This is a genomic window from Nonomuraea glycinis, from assembly GCF_035920485.1.
Classification (GTDB): Bacteria; Actinomycetota; Actinomycetes; order Streptosporangiales; family Streptosporangiaceae; genus Nonomuraea; species Nonomuraea glycinis.
The window spans coordinates 7,844,109-7,863,875 of sequence record NZ_CP109166.1 but is presented as its reverse complement, the minus strand read 5'-3'; the positions used below and the strand labels follow the sequence as shown (position 1 = coordinate 7,863,875).

The 19,767-nt window shown below is 72.0% G+C and carries 21 protein-coding genes; 15 read left to right on the top strand and 6 right to left on the bottom strand.

The genetic code is table 11. From position 1 onward, the window contains the following. Positions 1 to 22: 22 nt before the first annotated feature. The 3 genes from OHA68_RS37055 (at position 23) to OHA68_RS37045 (ending at position 2,798) form a co-directional block, all read left to right on the top strand. Positions 23 to 1,351 (top strand): serine hydrolase domain-containing protein, encoded by a 1,329-nt coding sequence (locus OHA68_RS37055; protein WP_327104410.1) that lies wholly within the window; start codon positions 23 to 25, stop codon positions 1,349 to 1,351. A gap of 72 nt (positions 1,352 to 1,423) precedes the next feature. Continuing rightward, the gene (locus OHA68_RS37050; protein ID WP_327104409.1) at positions 1,424 to 1,903 is read left to right on the top strand and encodes a hypothetical protein; all 480 of its coding nucleotides are present in this window, start codon (positions 1,424 to 1,426) and stop codon (positions 1,901 to 1,903) included. Further along, a complete protein-coding gene (locus OHA68_RS37045; protein ID WP_327104408.1) occupies positions 1,893 to 2,798 on the top strand; it encodes an alpha/beta fold hydrolase in 906 nt (301 codons plus the stop codon). The genes OHA68_RS37050 and OHA68_RS37045 overlap by 11 nt, the downstream gene beginning before the upstream one ends. A gap of 43 nt (positions 2,799 to 2,841) precedes the next feature. On the opposite strand, the gene OHA68_RS37040 is transcribed toward OHA68_RS37045, so the two are convergent. Together OHA68_RS37040 and OHA68_RS37035 are read right to left on the bottom strand one after the other, a co-directional pair. After that, complete coding sequence (locus tag OHA68_RS37040; RefSeq protein ID WP_327104407.1) at positions 2,842 to 3,528, bottom strand: class I SAM-dependent methyltransferase; 687 nt, start codon at positions 3,526 to 3,528, stop codon at positions 2,842 to 2,844. A gap of 269 nt (positions 3,529 to 3,797) precedes the next feature. Further along, positions 3,798 to 4,985 (bottom strand): sensor histidine kinase, encoded by a 1,188-nt coding sequence (locus OHA68_RS37035; protein ID WP_327104406.1) that lies wholly within the window; start codon positions 4,983 to 4,985, stop codon positions 3,798 to 3,800. Positions 4,986 to 5,097: 112 nt separating this feature from the next. On the opposite strand from OHA68_RS37035, the gene OHA68_RS37030 reads away from it, so the two are divergent. The 4 genes from OHA68_RS37030 (at position 5,098) to OHA68_RS37015 (ending at position 8,749) form a co-directional block, all read left to right on the top strand. Beyond that, on the top strand, positions 5,098 to 5,925 hold the full coding sequence (locus tag OHA68_RS37030; RefSeq protein WP_327104405.1) for a hypothetical protein: 828 nt from the start codon (positions 5,098 to 5,100) through the stop codon (positions 5,923 to 5,925). Further along, the gene (locus OHA68_RS37025; RefSeq protein ID WP_327104404.1) at positions 5,922 to 6,302 is read left to right on the top strand and encodes a GntR family transcriptional regulator; all 381 of its coding nucleotides are present in this window, start codon (positions 5,922 to 5,924) and stop codon (positions 6,300 to 6,302) included. The genes OHA68_RS37030 and OHA68_RS37025 overlap by 4 nt, the downstream gene beginning before the upstream one ends. A 204-nt stretch (positions 6,303 to 6,506) precedes the next feature. Further along, entirely contained in the window at positions 6,507 to 7,106 is a 600-nt protein-coding gene (locus OHA68_RS37020) for a TetR/AcrR family transcriptional regulator (protein WP_327104403.1), read from the top strand. 38 nt (positions 7,107 to 7,144) lie between these two features. Continuing rightward, entirely contained in the window at positions 7,145 to 8,749 is a 1,605-nt protein-coding gene (locus OHA68_RS37015) for an FAD-dependent monooxygenase (RefSeq protein WP_327104402.1), read from the top strand. A gap of 3 nt (positions 8,750 to 8,752) precedes the next feature. On the opposite strand, the gene OHA68_RS37010 is transcribed toward OHA68_RS37015, so the two are convergent. After that, on the bottom strand, positions 8,753 to 9,178 hold the full coding sequence (locus OHA68_RS37010; RefSeq protein ID WP_327104401.1) for an SRPBCC family protein: 426 nt from the start codon (positions 9,176 to 9,178) through the stop codon (positions 8,753 to 8,755). Further along, positions 9,179 to 10,255 carry a winged helix DNA-binding domain-containing protein gene (locus OHA68_RS37005; RefSeq protein WP_327104400.1) on the bottom strand — a complete coding sequence of 359 codons (1,077 nt, stop codon included), beginning with the start codon at positions 10,253 to 10,255 and terminating at the stop codon, positions 9,179 to 9,181. Positions 10,256 to 10,320: 65 nt separating this feature from the next. Here OHA68_RS37005 and OHA68_RS37000 point away from each other — a divergent pair, with 65 nt between their 5' ends. The 7 genes from OHA68_RS37000 to OHA68_RS36970 all read left to right on the top strand — a co-directional run bounded on the left by OHA68_RS37000 (position 10,321) and on the right by OHA68_RS36970 (position 16,614). Continuing rightward, complete coding sequence (locus OHA68_RS37000) at positions 10,321 to 10,659, top strand: PadR family transcriptional regulator (RefSeq protein ID WP_225277282.1); 339 nt, start codon at positions 10,321 to 10,323, stop codon at positions 10,657 to 10,659. Then, a complete protein-coding gene (locus OHA68_RS36995) occupies positions 10,656 to 11,612 on the top strand; it encodes a permease prefix domain 1-containing protein (protein WP_327104399.1) in 957 nt (318 codons plus the stop codon). The genes OHA68_RS37000 and OHA68_RS36995 overlap by 4 nt, the downstream gene beginning before the upstream one ends. Beyond that, positions 11,612 to 12,595: an NAD(P)-dependent alcohol dehydrogenase gene (locus OHA68_RS36990; protein ID WP_327104398.1), complete on the top strand. Its 984-nt coding sequence runs from the start codon at positions 11,612 to 11,614 to the stop codon at positions 12,593 to 12,595. The genes OHA68_RS36995 and OHA68_RS36990 overlap by 1 nt, the downstream gene beginning before the upstream one ends. Positions 12,596 to 12,778: 183 nt before the next feature. After that, on the top strand, positions 12,779 to 13,312 hold the full coding sequence (locus OHA68_RS36985) for a hypothetical protein (RefSeq protein ID WP_327104397.1): 534 nt from the start codon (positions 12,779 to 12,781) through the stop codon (positions 13,310 to 13,312). A gap of 27 nt (positions 13,313 to 13,339) precedes the next feature. Then, on the top strand, positions 13,340 to 14,359 hold the full coding sequence (locus OHA68_RS36980) for a hypothetical protein (RefSeq protein WP_327104396.1): 1,020 nt from the start codon (positions 13,340 to 13,342) through the stop codon (positions 14,357 to 14,359). A gap of 22 nt (positions 14,360 to 14,381) precedes the next feature. Beyond that, entirely contained in the window at positions 14,382 to 15,713 is a 1,332-nt protein-coding gene (locus OHA68_RS36975) for a Dyp-type peroxidase (RefSeq protein WP_327104395.1), read from the top strand. 40 nt (positions 15,714 to 15,753) lie between these two features. Beyond that, entirely contained in the window at positions 15,754 to 16,614 is an 861-nt protein-coding gene (locus OHA68_RS36970; protein ID WP_327104394.1) for a bile acid:sodium symporter, read from the top strand. Between the two features lie 43 nt (positions 16,615 to 16,657). Here OHA68_RS36970 and OHA68_RS36965 read toward each other — a convergent pair whose 3' ends face one another. Then, complete coding sequence (locus OHA68_RS36965) at positions 16,658 to 17,887, bottom strand: aminotransferase class V-fold PLP-dependent enzyme (protein WP_327104393.1); 1,230 nt, start codon at positions 17,885 to 17,887, stop codon at positions 16,658 to 16,660. Here OHA68_RS36965 and OHA68_RS36960 point away from each other — a divergent pair. Next, the gene (locus OHA68_RS36960) at positions 17,886 to 19,319 is read left to right on the top strand and encodes an aminotransferase-like domain-containing protein (protein WP_327104392.1); all 1,434 of its coding nucleotides are present in this window, start codon (positions 17,886 to 17,888) and stop codon (positions 19,317 to 19,319) included. The two genes, OHA68_RS36965 and OHA68_RS36960, sit on opposite strands and share 2 nt — an antisense overlap. A gap of 40 nt (positions 19,320 to 19,359) precedes the next feature. Here OHA68_RS36960 and OHA68_RS36955 read toward each other — a convergent pair whose 3' ends face one another. Then, the gene (locus OHA68_RS36955) at positions 19,360 to 19,575 is read right to left on the bottom strand and encodes a helix-turn-helix domain-containing protein (protein WP_327104391.1); all 216 of its coding nucleotides are present in this window, start codon (positions 19,573 to 19,575) and stop codon (positions 19,360 to 19,362) included. Positions 19,576 to 19,767 lie beyond the last annotated feature (192 nt).

Here is a 19,767-nt window from a genome sequence, read left to right as displayed (position 1 = left end):
CCGGGCATTAGGGTTGACGTCCATGAGTCAGGTAGGACATCAGACGGCGCGGGCGCTGCTGCGCAGGCTCGCCGTCGAGCAGGCCGAATGCCGCATCCCCTCGGTGCGGGCCGCGATCGTGCGCGACGGCGAGATCGCGTGGCAGGCAGGCCGCGGCCAGGTGGACGGGCGTCCGCCGGAGCCCGGCACCCAATACCGGATCGGTTCGATCACCAAGAGCGTCGTGGCCGTCACCGTCATGCGGCTGCGGGACGAGGGCCTGATCGACCTGCTGGAGCCGATCGGCAAGCACCTGCCCGACACCCGGTTCGGCGAGGTCACGATCGCCCAGTTGCTCTCGCACACCGGCGGCCTGACGGCCGAGCCGCCCACCGGCTGGTGGGAGCGCACCCCCGGCATCGAGATGGCCGACCTGCTGTCCCGCGTCGGCCCCGGCGAGGTCAAGCACCGGCCGGGCCGCCGCTACCACTACTCCAACCTCGGCTTCTCCCTGCTCGGCGAACTGGTCGCCCGCCTGCGCGGCACGCCGTGGGCGCAGGTGGCGCAAGCCGAGGTGCTCGGCCCGCTCGGCATGACCGGCACCACCACCAGGCCGCGGCCGCCGCATGCCACCGGCTACGCCGTCCACCCCTACGCCGACGTGCTGCTGCCCGAGCCCGAGCACGACGCCGGCGCCATGGCCCCGGCCGGGCAGCTGTGGTCCACCACCACCGACCTGGCCCGCTGGGCGGCGTTCGTCGCCGGGGACACCGGCGGCGTGCTGTCGCCCGGCACCCTCGCCGAGATGCGCGAGCCGGCCACCGTCGCCGACGGCGACGCCTGGACCTCCGGCTACGGGCTCGGCCTGCAGCTCACCCGGCACGCCGGGCGCCGCCTGGCCGGCCACACCGGCTCCATGCCCGGCTTCCTGGCCACCGTGTGGGCCGACCCCGCCGACGGCGTCGGCGTGCTGTTCCTGGCCAACACCACTTCCGGCCTGCGACCCGGGCTGCTCACCGACCTGCTCGACATCCTCGACGAGCACGAGCCGCGCCTGCCCCAGGAGTGGACCCCCGCCGGCGCCGACCCCGCCCTGCTGGCGCTGACCGGCCTGTGGCACTGGGGGCCCGCCCCCTACCTGCTGCGGCTGCTGCCCGGCGGCGGCCTGTCGCTCGAACCGGTGCGCGGCGCCGGGCGCGCCTCCAGGTTCGTGCCGCAGGACGACGGCACCTGGCTCGGCCTGGACGGCTATTACGCCGGTGAGACGCTGCGGGTGGCGGCCGACCATCTCGACCTCAACACGTTCATCTTCACCCGCGACCCCTACGACCCGGCCGCACCCGTGCCCGGCGGCGTCGACGACTGGCACTAGCCACTTGACGTAACACGTCAAGTACTTGCTATCGTACGTCAAGCAGTGGTCGGGCGAGACGGAGGAGGCACCGTGTCACAGCAGGAGCGAGAGGAGCTCGTCCAGGACCTGATCCGGCTGGTGACCAGCAGGCTGCTGGACCCGCTCGACATCCTCCTGGGCGACGACCCCGCCATCGAGGCGATGCGCCACCGGGTGCGGCAGGACGCCGGCACCTGGGCCGACGAGCTCCTGGGCGACGACCGGGCCCGCGCCACCCACCGGGGTGCGCGCCTGGTCGCGGTCCTCTACCCCGGCGACACCGCCTTCGACCCGCCCGCCGACTGGTGGCGCACCCCCCTCGGCCGGGCCATCGCCCGGCGCGTCGGCCACCCCTCGGCCGAGCGCGTCTCGTACGCCGTCGCCGGGGCGATGCTCGGCATCACCCGGCAGGGCGTCCACGACCTCGTACGACGCGGCAAGCTGCACGCGCACCCGGACGGCGGCGTCACCACGCCGTCGATCCGGGAGCGGCTCGACACCCGAGACCTAGGACAGGCCCATGAGCAGTGACCAGATGATCACCGGCGCGGCGGCGGTGCCGATCGCGATCCGCGACCACGGCGGCGCCGGCCGGCCCTTACTCCTGCTGCACGGCGCGGGCGGCAACCTGCTCCACTGGGAGCGGCTCGCCCCGCTGCTCACCGGCGCCTTCCGGGTGGTGGCCGTGGACCTGCGCGGTCACGGCCGCTCCGGCGACGGCCCGTGGACCTGGAAGGCCGTCCTCGACGACCTCGACGCGGTGGTGGCCGGGCTGGCGACGGCCGATCCGGTCGTCGCCGGCCACTCACTGGGCGGGATGCTCGCCGGCATGTGGGCCCGCCGCCACCCCTCCTGCCCGGCCGCCATCAGCCTGGACGGCCACCGCGCCGCCGCCACCCACCCCGCCCACTACGACGGCCTGGCCCCCGAACGCCTCGAACGCGACCTGGCGGCACTGAACGCGGCCTTCACCGCCCAGGCCGACATGATGGCCCAGCCGATGACCGGCGAGCAGGCCGCCGCCTACCTGCACGGACAGCGCGCCTTCGCCGCCGCGCAGGGCCTGGACGCCGACGCGTGGGAGGAGGCGGCCAGGCGCGGGCTGACCGAACGCGACGGCCACACCTGGCTGCGGCCCGGCCCCGAGGTCACCCGCGCGCTGCGCGAACTGCCGGAGTTCGCCGACGCGCTGCCGGTCTTCGGCGAGGTCACCGCCCCGTTCCTGATCGTGACGGCCACCCGCAACCTGCCCGTGCCGCCCGAACTGTCCGCCCTCATGGACGCCTTCCGCGCCGGCCTCCGCCGCGACCTGACCGCCCTGGCCGCCACCCGCCCGAACATCGAGATCCACGAACTCGACGCCAGCCACGGCATGCTCGCCGAGCGGCCCGACGCCATCGCCCGGCTCATCACCCGCTACGCCTAGACAGATCCCCGGACGTGTATGGAGACAGACACCAGGCCGCCGGTCAGAGCGGGCCGGGCGTCCTGTAGACCGAGACATGAGAGCGTGACTCCGCGGTGAACTCCTCTCCCGTCCAGCCGGCGTGCCGGGATTCCAGGGTCATTCCGGCCAGTTCGGCCATCAGGTCAAGTTCAGCCGGCCAGATGTACCGGTGCGGGCTGCGGAACAACCGGGCCTCGCGGCCGGCCTCGGGGTCGAACCGGAAGTGGTGCGAGACGACCTGCTGGCGCAGGACATCGTAGGTGTCGAGCCCGATGTAGCCCGTCGCCGACTCCCAGACCACGGCCTGCTGACCCGGCGGCAGCTTGCGAAGTTCGGGGACCCACAGTTCGACGACGAACCGCCCGCCCGGCGCGAGATGGCGTGCGGCGTTACGGAAACAGGCAACCTGCTCGGCCTGCGTGAGCAGATTGGAGAGGGTGTTGTAGACGAGATAGACGAGCCGGAACTCGCCCGGAACGCGTGCCGTGGCCATGTCGCCGGCGACGACCGGGATGGCCGCCTCGTCTGCCTTGGTGCGGAGCTGATCGATCATCGGCTGCGACAGCTCGATGCCACTGACCGGGACTCCGCGCTCCGCGAGAGGCAGGGCCACCCGCCCGGTCCCGATCGCGAACTCCAGTGCCGGCCCGCCCTCGGCGAGTTCCACGAGACGGTCCACCGTCGGTCCCAGCACCGCCGGTGCGAACATGCCGGCCCCAGGAGTGTCATAGCTCTGAGCGGCCTGGTCATCCCATATCTCACTGTGAAGCATGAGCAGCGATGATCTCCCACTGCGCGGAGCAGGTCAACGCACTTTCGCCACCGTCAAGATGAGGGCGCCGCCGGTTCGGGCTCCGGACTCGGTCCCATGGCGGCAGCGGCTCGACCGGGCGAGGATCAGCGCGCCCATCTCACCCACACGGTTTCGGCCTCCTCCTCTTCGGGCCCCGGCTGTCCTCTTTGCCGCTTCTTGCCAGGTCAGTCCGGGGGCAGGGTGGCCGTCAGCTGCCAGCCGCCCTGTGGCAGCGGACCCGCTTCGACCCGGCCGCCTGCTTGGACCAGCCGCTCGGCCAGGCCCCGCAGTCCACTGCCACCGCCGTCGGAGGCACCGCTGGCGGAGGCACCGCTGGCGGTGACCGCATCGTCGGCGGGGTCAGGGGCGGGGCCGATCGTGGTGGCGGGAGGTGGGGCGGGGGTGGGGTCGTTGTTGCGGATGGTGAGGGAGGTGCCTGCCAGGTGGATCTCCGCCCGGGTGGCGCCGCTGTGCCGGATGATGTTGGTGACGCCCTCGCGCACCACCCAGCCGAGCAGGGTCTGCGCCCGCCCGTCCGGCTCGGGGCCGGTCCTGCGCACCACCGGCTCGACGCCCGCCGCCCGCAGCGCGTCGGCGGCCCGCTCCAGCTCGGCGGACAGGCCGGCCTCGCGGTAGCCGGTGACCGCCTCGCGGATCTCGGCCAGGGCCTGCCTTCCGACCTTCTCGATGTCGCCCGCCTGCCGCCGGGCCTGCTCGGGGTCGCGCAGGGCCAGGCGGCGCGCCGCCTCGGCCTTCACCACGATCACCGACAGCGTGTGGCCGAGCAGGTCGTGCAGGTCGCGGGCGAAGCGCAGCCGCTCGCGCGTCACGGCGGCCTCGGCCAGCTGCTGCCGGGTGTCGTGCAGTTCAGTGATGAGGGTGTGCTGGTGCCGGAGGAACGCGACGACGATCCCGGCGCTGAACGTCCCCCAGGAGAAGGCCATGATCGACTCCAGTCCCCCGCCGCCCCGCCACACCACCAGCGCCGTCACCCCGGTCAGGGCCAGCAGCGCGATCCGTACGCGCCTGCCGTACAGCACGGCCCCGCACGCGATGCCGGCCATGGGGAACAGGTACAGCCAGCCGCCGCCGAAGTGAGCCGCGGCGGCGGTCACCACGGCGGTGAGCGCGGTGAGTGCGGCGAGCCCGGCCGGGGTGGGGGCCGGGCCGCGGCGCAACGCCGGCAGGACCGCGGCCGCGTACAGGGCGGTGGCGGCGGCCAGCGCCGGCCAGGCGAGCCAGGCGGGACGGCTGAGGCCGGCCGCGGTGTCCCAGGCGGCGGCGACGCCCAGCAGGACGAAGACGAGGATCCCTTGCGCGTCGGGCGCGCCGTACGGCCTGCCCTGCGGCGGATGGACGTGGTCGGTGCGCATCGATTCCACGGTAGACGTACGGCGGACCCGGTGATCGGAGGCCCTCAGGTTGACTTTGTCGCAAGCTATGACGCATTGTATTGATACAAAGCTTGCGACAAAGGAGGAGAGTATGACGGACGATTCCCCGCTGAGCGGCGGGTCGCGGCCGGCGGACGTTCGAAACGCGGAAAGCTGGCTGCTGCGGCACGGCCTAGGAGAGGGTCCACCGACGCCGTTGCTGACGGCGCGGCTGGCGGTGCGCCGGCGGGCGCGGATCCTCGGCAGCGTCCTGTCGGCCCTGCTGATCATCGGCGCCGCGCTGGTCCAGGTCTCCGACCGGACGGCCACGCCCGCGTTCGGCGGGTTCCAGCCGGAAGGGCCGACGAAGGTGCTGCTCCTGAGCGTGCTGATCGTCGCGCTGTTGCTGGCCCAGACGCTGCTCGACGCCTGGATACGGCGCGTCGACCGGCAGGCCGGGGCGGCACTGGCACGGCGGGCGGCCCATCCGGTGCAGCCCGGCTGGCGGGCCCTGCTCGGCCGGCCGTACGCCGTCATGTCGGCCGGCACGCTCACCGGCGCGTTCGCGCTGGGAGCGAGCGCACTGGTGGTCGGCGAGGGCGCCGTGTGGCATACGGCGGTCGTGCTGCTGGTCGCCGTGGCCGGGGTCGGCCTCGGCGCGGCTCTGCAACTGCGCGAGCTGCTGGCCCGGCCGGTCGTGGCCGAGGACGAGGTGTCCCTGACGGCCGACGTCATCATGCGCGTCGAGGACGCCCGCGAGAGCACCGCGCCGACCGTGCTGTGGTCGCTGCCGGTGGTGTTGCTCTTCGGGTCCGCGCCCGGCTGGTGGAACGTCGCCGCTCTCGGCTTCGTGGTGCTGGGCCTGGCCGCCTACATCGCCGTCCAGGCCAGGACGCCGCGCGCCGCGGACCTGGCGCGACACGTGCTGGGCGTCCGATGATCGTCATCGACGCGGGCTCACCGGTGCCGCCGTTCGAGCAGTTGCGGGCTCAGCTCGCCCGGCAGATCCAGGACCGTACGCTGGCCGTGGGCTCGCGGCTGCCGACCATCCGCCGGCTCGCGGGCGACCTCGGCCTGGCCGTCAACACCGTCGGTCGGGCCTACCGGGAGCTCGAGGAGGCGGGGTTGATCGAGACCCGGGGGCGGGCGGGGTCGTTCGTGTCGGCGGCCGGCGAGGAGGCCCGCGAACGAGCGCGCCGGGCCGCCGCCGACTTCGCGGCCGTGGTGGCGAGCGTCGGCCTCGACGCGAACGAGGCGCTCCGCATCGTCGAGGCGGCCCTGAGATCCGGCGACGCGGCGTCCTCCACCTCCCTCTGATACCGCCGTTCGATGGAACGGACCCGTGGATGGCCGCTCCGGCAAGCGCCGGGACACGTACACGCTGATTCTCGCTGGACATCGAGTTTTCGCGGGCTCATCGACCGCCCGGTTCGTCGCCCCGGCCCCTTTTTCTATCAAGTGATTGACTTTCTGGTGGACCGGCCCTAGCTTTCTATCAACTGATAGAAAGTGGAGGGTTGCATGACGGTCAAGCGTGCCAAGCCGGGACCGCGATCACTGGAGCGACAGGAGCGCCTGGTCGCCGCGGGATATCGCGCCATGGTCCGCTCCGGCCTGGCAGGGGCGCGCACCCGCGACATCGCCGCGGAGGCCGGCATCACCGTCGCGACCCTGCACTACTACTTCCCGACCAAGGACGACCTCGTACGGGCCGTCCTGGAGCACACGATCCGCGAGCGGATGCTGGCCCCGCTGCGGCTCGACGCCGACTGGGAGGACGGCCTGGCCGCGCTGCGGACGATGCTCGCCGGCCTGCAACGCCAGGCCGAGGCGGAGCCGGGGCACTTCCGGCTGCTCCACGAGATGGTCTGGACCTCGCACGAGGACCCGGTGATCCACGACATGATCGCCGAGACTCACACCGACTGGCACCAGACGATCACCGGCTGGCTGGAGGCGGGCCGGCGCGAAGGCCGGGTCCGCGGCGATCTCGACACCCGCACCGTGGCGACGATGATCATGTACATCGTGATGGGCATGGTGATGCGCCCTCCCCTGCCCGCCGGCGCCGGCGCGCACCTGAGCGACGAACTGGACCGGCTGCTGGCCTCGTTCGACTGAGAGACATCCAAGGAAGAGACATCCAAGGAGATGACGACATGTCCCACCATTACACCGAGGTACTTATCGTCGGCGGCAGCCTGATCGGCTTATCCTCCGCCTTGTTCCTGAGCCGGCACGGGGTCAGCGTGATCCTCGCCGAGCGGCACGCCGGCACCTCCATTCACCCGCGCACCCCCGGCTACAACGCCCGCACGATGGAGCTGTTCCGGGCGGCGGGCGTGGAGGAGGCCGTGCGCGCGGCGGGGCCCTGGCGGCTCACCGGCTCCGGGCTGCTCTGGGCCGAGAGCCTGACCAGCCCCAACCACCGCTGGCTCGAGCGGCCGAGCAGCCGCCAGGACCTGTCGGCCGTCAGCCCCTGCGACGACGTCATGCTCTCCCAGGACGTGCTCGAGCCCGTGCTGCGCGAGCATGCCGAGGCGTTCGGCGCCGATCTGCGGTTCGGCACGGAGTTGCGCGCGTACGACGACGGGCCGGACGGTGTGACGGCGGTGCTGGCGGATCGGGCCACCGGCGCCCGCACCATGGTGCACGCCGACTACTTGATCGCCGCCGACGGGACCGACAGCAAGATCCGCCGCAAGCTCGGCATCGGCAGGAGCGGCGTCGGCGTGCTGGAGCACGTCGCCGGCATCATGGTCCGCGCCGACCTCGGCAGCGCGCTGCGCGACAAGAGTTTCGCGATCTGCCAGGTGAACAACCCGGGCTTCGCCGGCATGGTCCGTGTCACCGGCGACACGATGGCCCTGCACGTCCCCTACGATCCCGCCGACGGCGTCGGCCAGTTCACCGCGGCGCGCTGTGTCGAGCTCGCCCGTGCCGCCGCGGGCATACCGGACCTGGCGGTCAAACCGCTGGAGGTGCTGCCCTGGCAGAGCACGGCCGCCGTGGCCGACTGGTTCGCCGACGGCCGGGTCTTCCTGGCCGGTGACGCGGCCCACGTCATGCCGCCGGCCGGGGCCTACGGCGCCAACACCGGCATCCAGGACGCCGCCAACCTGGCCTGGAAGCTCGCCTATGTGCTCAACGGGTGGGCCGAGCCGTCCCTCCTGGAGACCTATGACACCGAACGCCGCCCCGTCGCCACCCTGACCGTCGAGCAGGCGCTGGCCACGGGCAGGGACTGGTTCGGCGCCGAGTTGCCGCCCGAGGTCGCGGCGGTCGAGCTCGTCGACGAGGTGAGCGTCAAGTTCGGCTACCGCTACGACGGCGCGGGCTTCGAGGATGCCCACCACCCGACCGGCGACCCCGGCGCCCGTGCGCCGCACGTGTGGCTGCGCCGGCGGGGGCGGCGGGTGTCCACCGTCGACCTGTGGGCGCAGGGGGCCGTGCTGCTGGCCGGGCCCGAGGGCGCCGCGTGGACCGAGGCCGCCGCCCGCCTCATCGGGCCGTGGCTCTCGTCGTACCAGGTGGCGGACGGGCCGGTGATTCCGGCGAGCCCGCTGCTCGGGGACCCGGAGCGGCGCTGGGCGACGGCGTTCGGGGTCACCGGCGGCGGGGCCGTGCTGATCCGCCCGGACGGGTTCATCGCCTGGCGCGCCGCCGAGCCCGCCGGGCCGCACACCGACGCCGTGCTCGCCGAGGCCGTGCGCGCCCTGCTGAGCGGTCAGGTCGCGGAGCACGTACGCACGTCCCTGGTCTGAGCGTCACGCGGACAGCAGCCGGCCCAGTTTGCGCAGGGAGCGGCGGGCCAGCATGACGGCGATCGGCCGTGCCAGCGGCCACAACGCCCGCCCGAGCGGCCCGAACGGCGGTCGCAGCCGCTCGCCCCAGATCACCCGGCTACCCCCCTCGCGGGCCTGGACGCGGATGACGCCCTCGCCCCGCACCAGCCGGCCGATGTGCCGCATCCGCACCAGCGTCGGCGGCTCCCACGCGGTGATCGTCATGACGTCGAGGAATCCGACCGGCCAGATCCCGGTGTAGGCCTCGACCCGGTCGGCGCCCGTCTGCCGGGCCGTGGTCATGAACATCCACTCCCGGTGCCGGGGCCAGTCGGTGACCAGCGCGAACACCTGCTCCGGCGGCGCGGGCACGTGCACGGCGGCGGTCGCGTACACGTACTCCCCCACTCAGATCCCCCTGATGTCGTGGGCCTTGCCGGGTTCGGCGAAGGCCAGCAGCGCGGCGGCCTCGGCCCGGATCTCCTCCGCCTGCCCCGCCGTCACCGGCGCGAACATGTCCACGGTCAGCACGGCCTTGTCCCGCCGCCACGCGCCCTGGACGAAGCCGTCGACCAGGACGGTGCCGAGGACTTGGCCGTTGATGGTGATGACGCGTTTGCGGTGGTCGTCGGAGATGACGCGGCTGCGGTCGGCGTGGCTGAGCAGCAGGTTGTCGAACGGCGCCAGCAGGCGCACGGGCGCCGGCGCGCCGGGCCCCGGCCTGGGCGCGTCCGGCAGGTCGAACAGCTCGCGGCCGTGCTCGTCCTCCAGGACCACGAGCCGGGCCCGCAGCCGGTCGAACACCTCGCGCAGCCTGGTCAGCCCGGACCAGGCCTGGGCGTCGGCGACGGTGGCGGGACCGAACGCGGCCAGATAGCGGAGGACGAGGTCGTCGAGACTGGGGGCCGGGTGCGGCTCGCGGCCGAGCCATGACTCCACGGTGGCGTAGGCGGTCTGTCCGGCCTTGCCCCACACGGCCCGGGGCGGCACCTGCACGAGCGGCACCAGCGTGCGCATGATCTGCGACAGATCCGTCGCGCCGGCGCCGGGGTGGTGCTCGGCCATCCGCACGCCGAGCTGGGCGCCGGTCAGCGGCCCCGCCGCCAGCACCTGACGTCCCGTCGCGACGACCGCGTCCAGGTCCAGCGACGTCATGACCGTGCCGTGCGAGTTCAGCAGGTATTTGGTGAGCAGCGGCTGGGTGAGCGGCCGCAGGGTCAGGCCGTCGGCGGCGCTGACCAGGTGGACGGTGCCGCGCATGAGTACGATCCGGACCACCTCCCGCTGCTCCAGCAGCCGCGCCAGCTCCTCGGGGCGGAAGCCGTCCAGGCGCGACCAGAGCCCGAAGTAGGGCGGGAACGGCGCCTGCGCCTGTAATCCGACCAGGTGCTCCACGGCCTGGAGGGCCGGCATGGAGTGGCGCCGCAGCAGCAGCTGGCGGTCGAGGGTGGCGCGGTTGAGCGCATGACGGCTGATCACCGCCATACCTTAACAGCACACAATGCTGTGCGACCTTGCCATAGTGTGTGCCGCACAGTATCGTCCTGAGGGTGATCGATGATGACGCGCTCGCCACGCACCGCCAGGAGCTCCGGCGCGGGACCGTCGTGCTGGCCTGCCTGCTGATCCTGGAGCGGCCCGACTACGGCTACGCGCTGCTGGAGGCGCTGGAGAGCAAGGGCTTCGCGGTCGACGCCAACACCCTCTATCCGCTGCTGCGCCGCCTGGAGAAGCAGGGGCTGCTCACCAGCGAGTGGAACACCGAGGAGTCGCGGCCGCGCAAGTTCTACCGCACCAGCGCCGACGGGGCCGAGCTCGCGGCCACCCTCACCGGCGACTGGACCGAGCTCAACACCGCCTTCCGCACCCTCCTGAAGGACGAGTCATGACGGCCACCCTCACCGACCGCTATGTCCTGGCGATGCTGCGCGGCGTTCCCGGCAGGCAGCGCCCCGACCTGGAGCGCGAGCTGCGCGCCTCGATCGCCGACGCGATCGACGACCGGCTGCGGGACGGCGCCGACGCCGGGAGCGCCGAGGCGCAGGTGCTCGCCGAGCTCGGCGACCCCGCGCGCCTGGCCGCCCGCTACACCGACCGGCCGCTGCACCTCATCGGCCCGGAGCTCTACCTCGACTACGTCCGGGTGCTCAAGGCGCTGCTGTCGGCGGTCCTGCCGCTGCTGTTCGTCGCCGCCGGCATCGTGCGGTTCCTCGACGGCGCGCCGATCGGGCGGGTCGTGGGGGACGCGGTCGTCGCCGTCCTGGTGGCGGCCATGCACATCGCGTTCTGGGTGACCGCCGTGTTCGCCGTCGTCGGGCGGTCGCCGGCGCTGCGCGAGAAGGTGCGGACGAAGTGGGACGTCTCCGCCCTGCCCACCTACCGGATCGACCTCGCCGGGCTGATCGGCGGGGCCGTGGTCACGGCCCTGCTCGCCTGCCTGCTCGTGCTGTCCCAGACGGTGGGACCGCTCACCGGCGCCGCCGGCGAGCCGATCGGGGTGATCGCGCCCGCGCTGTGGGAGTCCGGTGCGCTCTACCTGGGCATCTTCTTCGCCGCCGCGCGCATCGGCTTCGACCTTCTGGGCCACTACGTGGGCTGGGGGATGCCGCAGGCCGTGGCGAACGCGGTGCTCACCGTGCTGTTCCTGGTGCCGGTGATCTGGCTCACCACCGGCGGCCTGCTGCTGAACGACGCGTTCTTCGCGGCCCTGGGCTGGCCGCGGGCAGTGATCTCCAACGTCCTCGTGATCGCCCTGGCCCTCATGGGCCTGGCCGACACCGCCGAGGGCTTCCGGCGGGCGCTGCGCCGCCGGCCCACCACGACCACCAGCGAAGGACTGTGATGAAAGCCATCGTGCACGACAGATACGGCTCCCCCGATGTCATGGAATTTCGGGACATCGAGATGCCGGTGATGACAGACGACGACGTGCTCGTACGCGTCCACGCCGTCTCGCTCAACCGGGGCGACTGGATCGTCTCCAGCGGATCGCCGTACGTGCTCCGCCTGGTGTTCGGGCTGCGCCGGCCCAAGCACCCCGTGCCCGGCAGGGACGTCGCCGGCCGGGTGGAGGCGGTGGGGGCGAAGGTCACCAGGTTCCGCCCCGGCGACGAGGTCTACGCCGAGAACGCCTTCGGGACCCTCGCCGAGTACACCTGCGTGCCGGAGCGGCTGCTGGAGACGAAACCGGCCAACCTCACCTTCGAGCAGGCCGCCGCGGTGCCGGTGGCCGCCACCACCGCGCTCCAGGCGTTCCGCGGCCGGTTACGGCCCGGGCACGAAGTCCTGGTCAACGGCGCCTCGGGAGGCGTGGGCACCTTCGCCGTGCAGATCGCCAAGGCCGCCGGCGCCCGCGTGACCGGCGTCTGCAGCACCAGGAACACCGGCCTGATCCGCTCGCTCGGCGCCGACGAGGTCATCGACTACACCAAGGACGACTTCACCCGGGGCGAGCGGCGCTACGACGTCATCCTGGACCTGGTGGGCAACCATCCGCTGTCGGCCCTGCGGCGCACCCTGACCCCCACCGGCACCCTCCTGCTCTCCTCCGGCGAAGGCGGCCGCTGGTTCGGGCCCATGCGCCGCATCCTCCGCGCCCTGGCGATCTCACCGTTCGTCCGCCAGAGCCTGCGCCCGGTCAGCGCGAGCGGCAACCACCTGGCCGAGCTGAAGGACCTCATCGAAGCCGGGAAGATCACCCCGGCCATCGACAGGACCTACCCCCTGAGCCAGACCGCCGAGGCGCTGCGCTACCTCGGCGTGGAACACGCGCGGGCGAAGGTCGTCATCACCGTCCACGCCGCCGAAGCGGGGGATGAGGCCTAGAACATGGCCCGGCTGTCGCCGTTGGTCCACTCCCACCTGGGCGTCCACGGCACCTACACCTTCGCCCCGGTTCAAACGGGCGCCGTTGGGTACGAATCGAACACAACGCCCCTTTATTGAACAAATGCGACATTTAGGTCGCTTCATCCTCCCCCTCGCGCAGGACGACGGAGAGGAACGGTTATGGAGATCACGCCGAAAGCGGTCGTCATCTCGAAGGAAACCGACCACCTGGAGCAGGGAAAATACGGTCCCGTCCATCCGCGCACCCCGGCGTGTTACGGGTTCACCATCATCGCGGACGTCAAACCCGGCCGGGCCGACGCCGTCCGCGGCTACGGCTACACGCTCGCCAAGGCGCTGGAGAGCGACCCGGATCTGCTCGCCCCTTTGAAGCTGCACTACCTGCGCTGGGTGCTCTTCGACGACGACACCCGCTTCATGTACCAGGGCATCTTCGACACCGACTTCGACAAGTACACCGAAGACGCCATCGCGCTGTTCAGCCAGGCGGGAGTGAGCACGGTCTTCGAGAACCTCGAGGGCTTTCCCGAGGACTGGAAGACCAACCCGGAGGCGTTCATCAGATTCGTTCGTGAGCACCACTGCCCGAGCTTCATCGAGTACGGCGAGTACCCGTACGTCACAGCCGACGAGATCAAGAAAGCTCTGCGGATCAAGAGCGCGATGTCGGAGATGCTCGACCAGTTGCAGTGACGCCCAGCAGCGCCCTGCGGAGACGAGATGAGTGAGTCCATGACCGCGCGCACCTACAACCAGAACCATGTGCCGCGCCCTTACAGCCCGGGTCGGCGCCGGTTGAGCATCTACGTGGCGTGGAGCTATCCCGCCGAGGCGGGAAGGAATGTCGCGGAGCTGGACAATCGGTTCTCCACGATGACCGAAGTGCGTCGCGTGGCGTGGCCGGCCTATGAGGACCCGAAGTGGTCGGATCCGCTGCGCTTCCAGCAAGGCATCGCGGGTGGGCTGGAGCTGTTCTTCTGGGGCTGGTTGCCCTTCCAGCAGTTCGCCCAGGAGACCACCGGACACCCCGTGCCCGTGTACCAGCGCGTCGATCAGGCGGGCTTCCATACGCCGCTGGACGAGCGGGTGCTGGCCGACACCGACACGCTGTTCGTGTGGGGGCTGGACCACATGATCACCGGGCAGAACGCCACGCCTGCGGAGATCGAGGCGGTGCGCGAGTTCCTCACCCGCGAAGGAACGTGCCTGGCTCTGGGGCCGCATCATGATGTCGGCGCGTCGGACGACATGGCGGTGCTGGACATGGAGTACCACCACCACGGCGACGCGCTGGTGCCCCGCCGGCAACGCTTCGGCAGGTACACCCGATCGCTGATGGCGGGACTGGGGATCCCGGTCGAGAACCGCTACGGGCTCCGTCCCGCGGTGACGGACGGGGGCAAGAGCGTCCCTCTGTCGATCGCCAGGGATCTGGACACCAAGGGGTGGCTGGAAGGGGTGTCCAGCTTCAACTTCCACATGCACCTGCCGCACTACGCCGTGACCACCGACGACCCGAACGCCGTCCACGTGCTGGGCAGGCAGCCGATCGACCTGTCCAGGCCGCCGCACCCGTTCACCGAGGAGGGGAACACCGAGTTCAACATGTTCCTGTGGATGCCGCCCGGTGGTGGCCGGGCCGGGGACGTGATCTTCGCCGACACCACGATCTTCAGCTCGCTGTTCGGGATAGACGAGAGCCTGCGCTCTTTCTGGAGCAACATCGTCCAGGCGAAGTAGCGCCATAGGGAGGCGGGTCCAAGTGAGCGACGCCACTCACGTCGAGCTGGAACTCGACGACGTCCAGCGCGGGGTCCTCAGTCCCCGGCCGACGCCGTACGCGGCGACCTACATCCTGTTCCGCATCGACGACCGCGACCACGGGCGGGAGCTGATGCGGCGCGCGAGCGCCGTGGTGACCTCGGCCGCCGACACGATCAGCCCGCTGGGTGAGGCCTGGGTCAGCGTCGCGCTCACCTACCACGGCCTGAAGGCACTCGGTGTTCGGCAGGACTGGCTGGACAGCTTCGCCTGGGAGTTCAGGCAGGGCATGGCGGCCCGGGCCACAGTGCTGGGCGACGTCGGCGAGAGCAGCCCCGCCAACTGGGAGTCGCCGCTCGGCACGCCGGACGTCCACGTGGTGCTGGTGGCACTCGCACCCGACGGCGCCCAGTTGGAGGCCGCCATCGACCGCGCCCGCCCTGCCTACGAGGCCCTGCCCGGAGTGACGGCGATCTGGCGGCAGAACTGCCACGCGCTGCCCACCGAGACCGAACCTTTCGGCTACCGCGACGGCATCAGCCATCCCGCCGTCGAGGGCAGCGGCATCGCCGGATCCAACACGCTGGAAAGGCCGCTCAAGGCCGGCGAATTCGTGCTCGGCTACCCCGACGAGCTCGGCGGCATCCAGACTCTCCAGCCTGAGGTGCTGGGACGCAACGGCAGCTACGTGGCCTTCCGCAAGCTGCACCAGCGCGTCGGCGCCTTCCGGCGCTACCTGAGGGACAACGCCACCGGCCCCGAGGACGAGGAACTGCTGGCAGCGAAGATCATGGGGCGCTGGCGCAGCGGCGCACCCCTGGCCCTCAGCCCATCGCACGACGATCCCGGCCTCGACGCCGACCCGTACCGCAACAGCTTCCTTTATCAACAGGACGACCCGGCGGGATTCATCACTCCCTGCGGCAGTCACATCCGCCGGGGCAACCCCCGGGACGCGGCGGTGGCGGGCGTGCCGAGGCTGCACCGGATGATCAGACGCGGCACCGTCTACGGCCCGCCACTTCCCGAAGGCGTCCTGGAGGACGACGGCGCCGACCGGGGGCTGATGTTTGCCTTCGTCGGAGCTCATCTCGGACGGCAGTTCGAATTCGTCCAGTCCGAATGGATGAACGACGGCGTCTTCTTCGGCGCGGGCGACGCCAAGGACCCCGTCGTGGGCTCCGGCGACGGATCCGGTGACTACACCATCCCCCGGCGTCCCGTACGGAGACGCCTGCTCGCCCTGCCGCAATTCGTCGTCACGCGTGGAGGCGAATACTGCTTCATGCCCGGACTGACCGCGCTGCGCCGGCTCGGCGAACTATCGGACTGACCGGGGCGACGCCGCTCCGGCACGACGACCGGGAATCCTCATGAACACGCTGCACCTGCTGTTCAACGCCGTCACGGTCGTCTTCATCGTGGCCACCATGTTCGCCGCCGGCCTCGGGGCGACGCTGCCGGCCCTGCGCGCCGTCCTCACCAACGTCGTGCTGCTCGTGCTCGTGCTCATGGCCAACCTGGTAGCCATCCCGCTCCTCGGCTGGGGCGTCGCCGCGCTGTTCGGCCTGCCCGCGGCGGCCTGCATCGCGCTGCTGCTGATCGCGTCCTCACCCGGCGGGCCGTTCGGGGCCAAACTCGGCATGGTGCAGAACGGCGACGTAGTCGCGGGCGCGACGGTGCAAGTACTGCTGGCCGCCATCGGCAGCATCACCTTCGGTCCCACCGCGAACGTCCTGCTCAAGGCAGCGGATGTAGGCGGCGGAGTCGCACTTGACGTCCCGGCGCTGATGCTGACCGTGGCGGTGCTTCAACTCGTGCCGTTCACCGTCGGACTGATCGTCCGCCACTACGCGCCGTCCACAGCCCTGTCCTGGCATCCCGTGGCCGCCAAGACGTCGAACGTGACATTCCTCATCGTGCTCGCGGGCATGCTCCTGGGCAACTGGCGCGATGTCGTCGCCCTGATCGGCTCACTCAGCCTGCTCGCCGGATTCGTCTTCTCCGCCGTCGCCTTCACCCTGGGCACAGCCCTTGCCACCGGACCACCGGCACGTCGCACCACCATGGGCTCGGTCGCGGCGGTACGCAACGCAGGACCGGCCCTCGCCGCCGTGGGCCTCGCCTTCGGCAATCAGCCTGCCATCCTCGGAGCGCTCGCCGCCGTACTGCTGAGCGGCCTGGCCGCAGCCGTGCCCATCGCGGCGGTGCTGAGCCGTCGCCGCGTCGGCTGACGGACCCCGGACGGCGACCGGCGCCCCCGCGTGTTCGCCTTGCTCAACGGGACGTACGCAGCCCGGCCACGATGTCCGCCACCCGGTCCACCTCGTCCTCGGTGTTGTAGTAGTGCGGTGACAGGCGCAGGCACCACTCGACGTCCTTGTCCGCGAAGTCGAACTGGGCGAACTCCCGGAAACTGAGCGCCGAGTTGACCCCCGCCGCGTCCATCGCCGCCTTGAACGGCTCCGCCTGCCAGCCCTCGACCTCGAAGGTCACCAGCGCGCCCAGCGTCCGGCCCCGGTCCAGCAGGCGCACGCCCGCCAGGTCGCCGAGCCGGGCGCGCAGCCGCGCCGCCAGCGCCGGGGTGCGCCGGGCGATCGCCGCCACGCCGACCTGGCGGGCGTAGCGGACGGCCGCCGCGCACCCCAGCACGGTGGCGTACGGGAACTCCCACTCCTCGAACCTGGCCGCCGACTCCACCGGCCGGTAGCTGTCCGGCGAGACCCAGCGGGAGCCGTGCATGTCGATGAACAGGGGCTCGTACCCGTCGCGCAGGACCCGGTCGGACACGTACAGGAAGCCCGAGCCGCGCGGGCCGCGCAGGAACTTACGGCAGGTGGCGGTGAGCAGGTCGCAGCCGATCTCGGCCACGTCGATCGGGAACTGCCCGACGGACTGGCAGGCGTCGACCAGGTAGAGCAGGCCGAGTTCGCGGCAGTGCGCGCCGATCTCGGCGATCGGCTGGACCAGGCCGGAGTTGGTGGGGATGTGGGTGGCGCTCACCAGGCGGGGCCGGTGGGCACGCATCAGCGCCGCCATCGCGGCCACGTCCACGCCGCCTTCGGGCAGGTCGGGAGCGTGCACCAGCCGCACCCCGAACCTCTTGCGCAGCGACAGGAAGGCGATCTGGTTGGAGATGAAGTCGTTGCGGGTGGTCAGGATGACGTCCCCGGCCTCGAACGGGATCGACGACAGCGCGGTGGCGTAGGCATGGGTGGCGCTGCCCGCGAAGGCGATGTTGCCCGGCGCGCAGTTGATCAGCGCGGCGGTCTCGGTGTAGAAGGCGCGGACCTGCTCGGCGCGGGCGGCGGCCGCCTCGTAACCGCCGAGGCGCGCCTCCAGGTTGAGGTGGTCGAGCATCGTGGCGAGGACGGGGGCGGCCAGCAGGCCGCAGCCGGCGTTGTTGAAGTGCACCACCTGCTCGCAGCCCGGGGTGTCGGCGCGCAGCGCGGCGACGTCCAGTAGTGTTTCCGCCCCAGAGTCGGTAGCGCTACCATGAGTCTTCATGTCCGACAGTAGCACTTCCACCGATCTGGCCTCCAGCCTCCGCGCGCTGCTGACCGGGCTGGCGCCGGGCGACCGGCTGCCCAGCAGCCGCGAGCTGACCCGGCGCTACCGGGTGGGGCCGGGCACCGTCTCGCGGGCGATCGCCACCCTGGCCGCCGAGGGGGCGGTGGTCACCCGCCCCGGCAGCGGCACGTTCGTCGCCCTTCGCCGGGAGCGGCCGGCCGACGGCGTGCCGGACACCTCCTGGCAGTCGGTGGCCCTGTCCGGGCGCGACTTCGACCCGGGCGTCGCCGTCGAGCCGCCGCGCCCCCTGCCCGAGGGGATGATCGCCATGGCGGGCGGCTACCCGCACGAGACGCTCCAGCCGACCCGGGCCCTGGGCGCCGCACTGGCCCGCGCGGCCCGTCGGCCGGACGCCTGGCACCGCGCTCCCACGGCCGGCCTGGCGCCCCTGCGCGCGATCTTCGCCAGGCAGGCGGGCGGGGCCGTCACCGCCGAGGATGTGCTGGTCACCGGTGGCGCGCAGGGCGCCCTGTCCATGCTCTTCCGGGCGATCGCCGCGCCCGGCTGTGCCGTGCTGATGGAGTCGCCCACCTATCCGGGCGCGCTGGCCGCCGCCCGCGCCGCGGGGCTGCGCCCGGTGCCCGTGCCGATGGACGGCGACGGCATCCGCCCCGGCCTGCTCGCCGACGCCTTCGCCATGACCGGCGCCCGGGTCCTGTACTGCCAGCCGACGTTCCACAACCCGACCGGCACGGTGCTCGCGCCCGAGCGGCGCGGGCAGGTCGCCGAGGTGGCCAGGGCCGCGGGCGCCTTCCTCATCGAGGACGACTTCGCCCGCCACCTCGGACACGGCGGCCCGCTGCCGCCCCCGCTGGTCGCCGACGACCGCGACGGCACGGTGATCCACCTGACCTCGCTCACCAAGCCCGCCGCGCCCAGCCTGCGCATCGGCGCGGTGATCGCCCGCGGCCCGGTGCTGCGGCGACTGGCGGGCATGCGCTTCGTCGACGACTTCTTCACCGCCCGCCCCCTGCAGGAGGCGGCCATCGAGCTGCTCAGCACCCCCGCCTGGGACCGCCACCTGCGCGCACTCGGCGCGGCGCTGCGCGAGCGCCGCACCCTCCTGGTCGGCGCGCTGGCCACGCGGGTGCCCGGCTGGCGGCTCACCCGCTCCCCGGCGGGCGGCCTGCACCTGTGGGTGGAGTTGCCGCCGGGAGCCGACGACGCCGCCTTCGCGGCCGCCGCCCGCGAGCACGGCGTGGCGGTCGACGCCGGCCGCCGCTTCTTCCCCGCCGAACCGTCCGGGGCCTACCTCAGGCTCAGCTTCGCGGCCGCCGCCGACACCGCCGACCTGGCCGAAGGCGCCCACAGGCTCGCGGCGGTGGCCCGGGGCGAGGTGCGCGTCCGGGCGGAGACGGCCCACCCGTAAGGCTGCTACCACCAGCCGCCATTTGCGATTGATCCGCTGGTCACGAGTCCTGCGTGACTGCCTTCTTCTTCGACTGGCGTGGCACCGTCGCCTCTTTGTTCAGGTGTCCGTACACCGTGGACCGCGGCACACCGAACAGGTCGGCGATCTGCTGGACCGTCTTGACGCGGGCGTCGTAGAGCTCCTGGGCAAGCGCCGCCTGGTCCTCGGTCAGCCGGGGGCGACGGCCGCCGACCCGGCCGCGGGCCCGCGCCAAGGCCTTCGCGCCGGAGGCCCGGTCGAGATGGATGTGCTCCAGATCGACGCCCGCGCGGATGAGCGCGTCGATCTGGTGATCGGGGTTTTGGTCCGCGGTCAGATACCCCGTGCGTAGCCGAAGAGCATGTGTCGGAATCTACTTTGGCGACCCGTTCTTGCCGACAACCAGGCGCTAACCATCATGTACCGG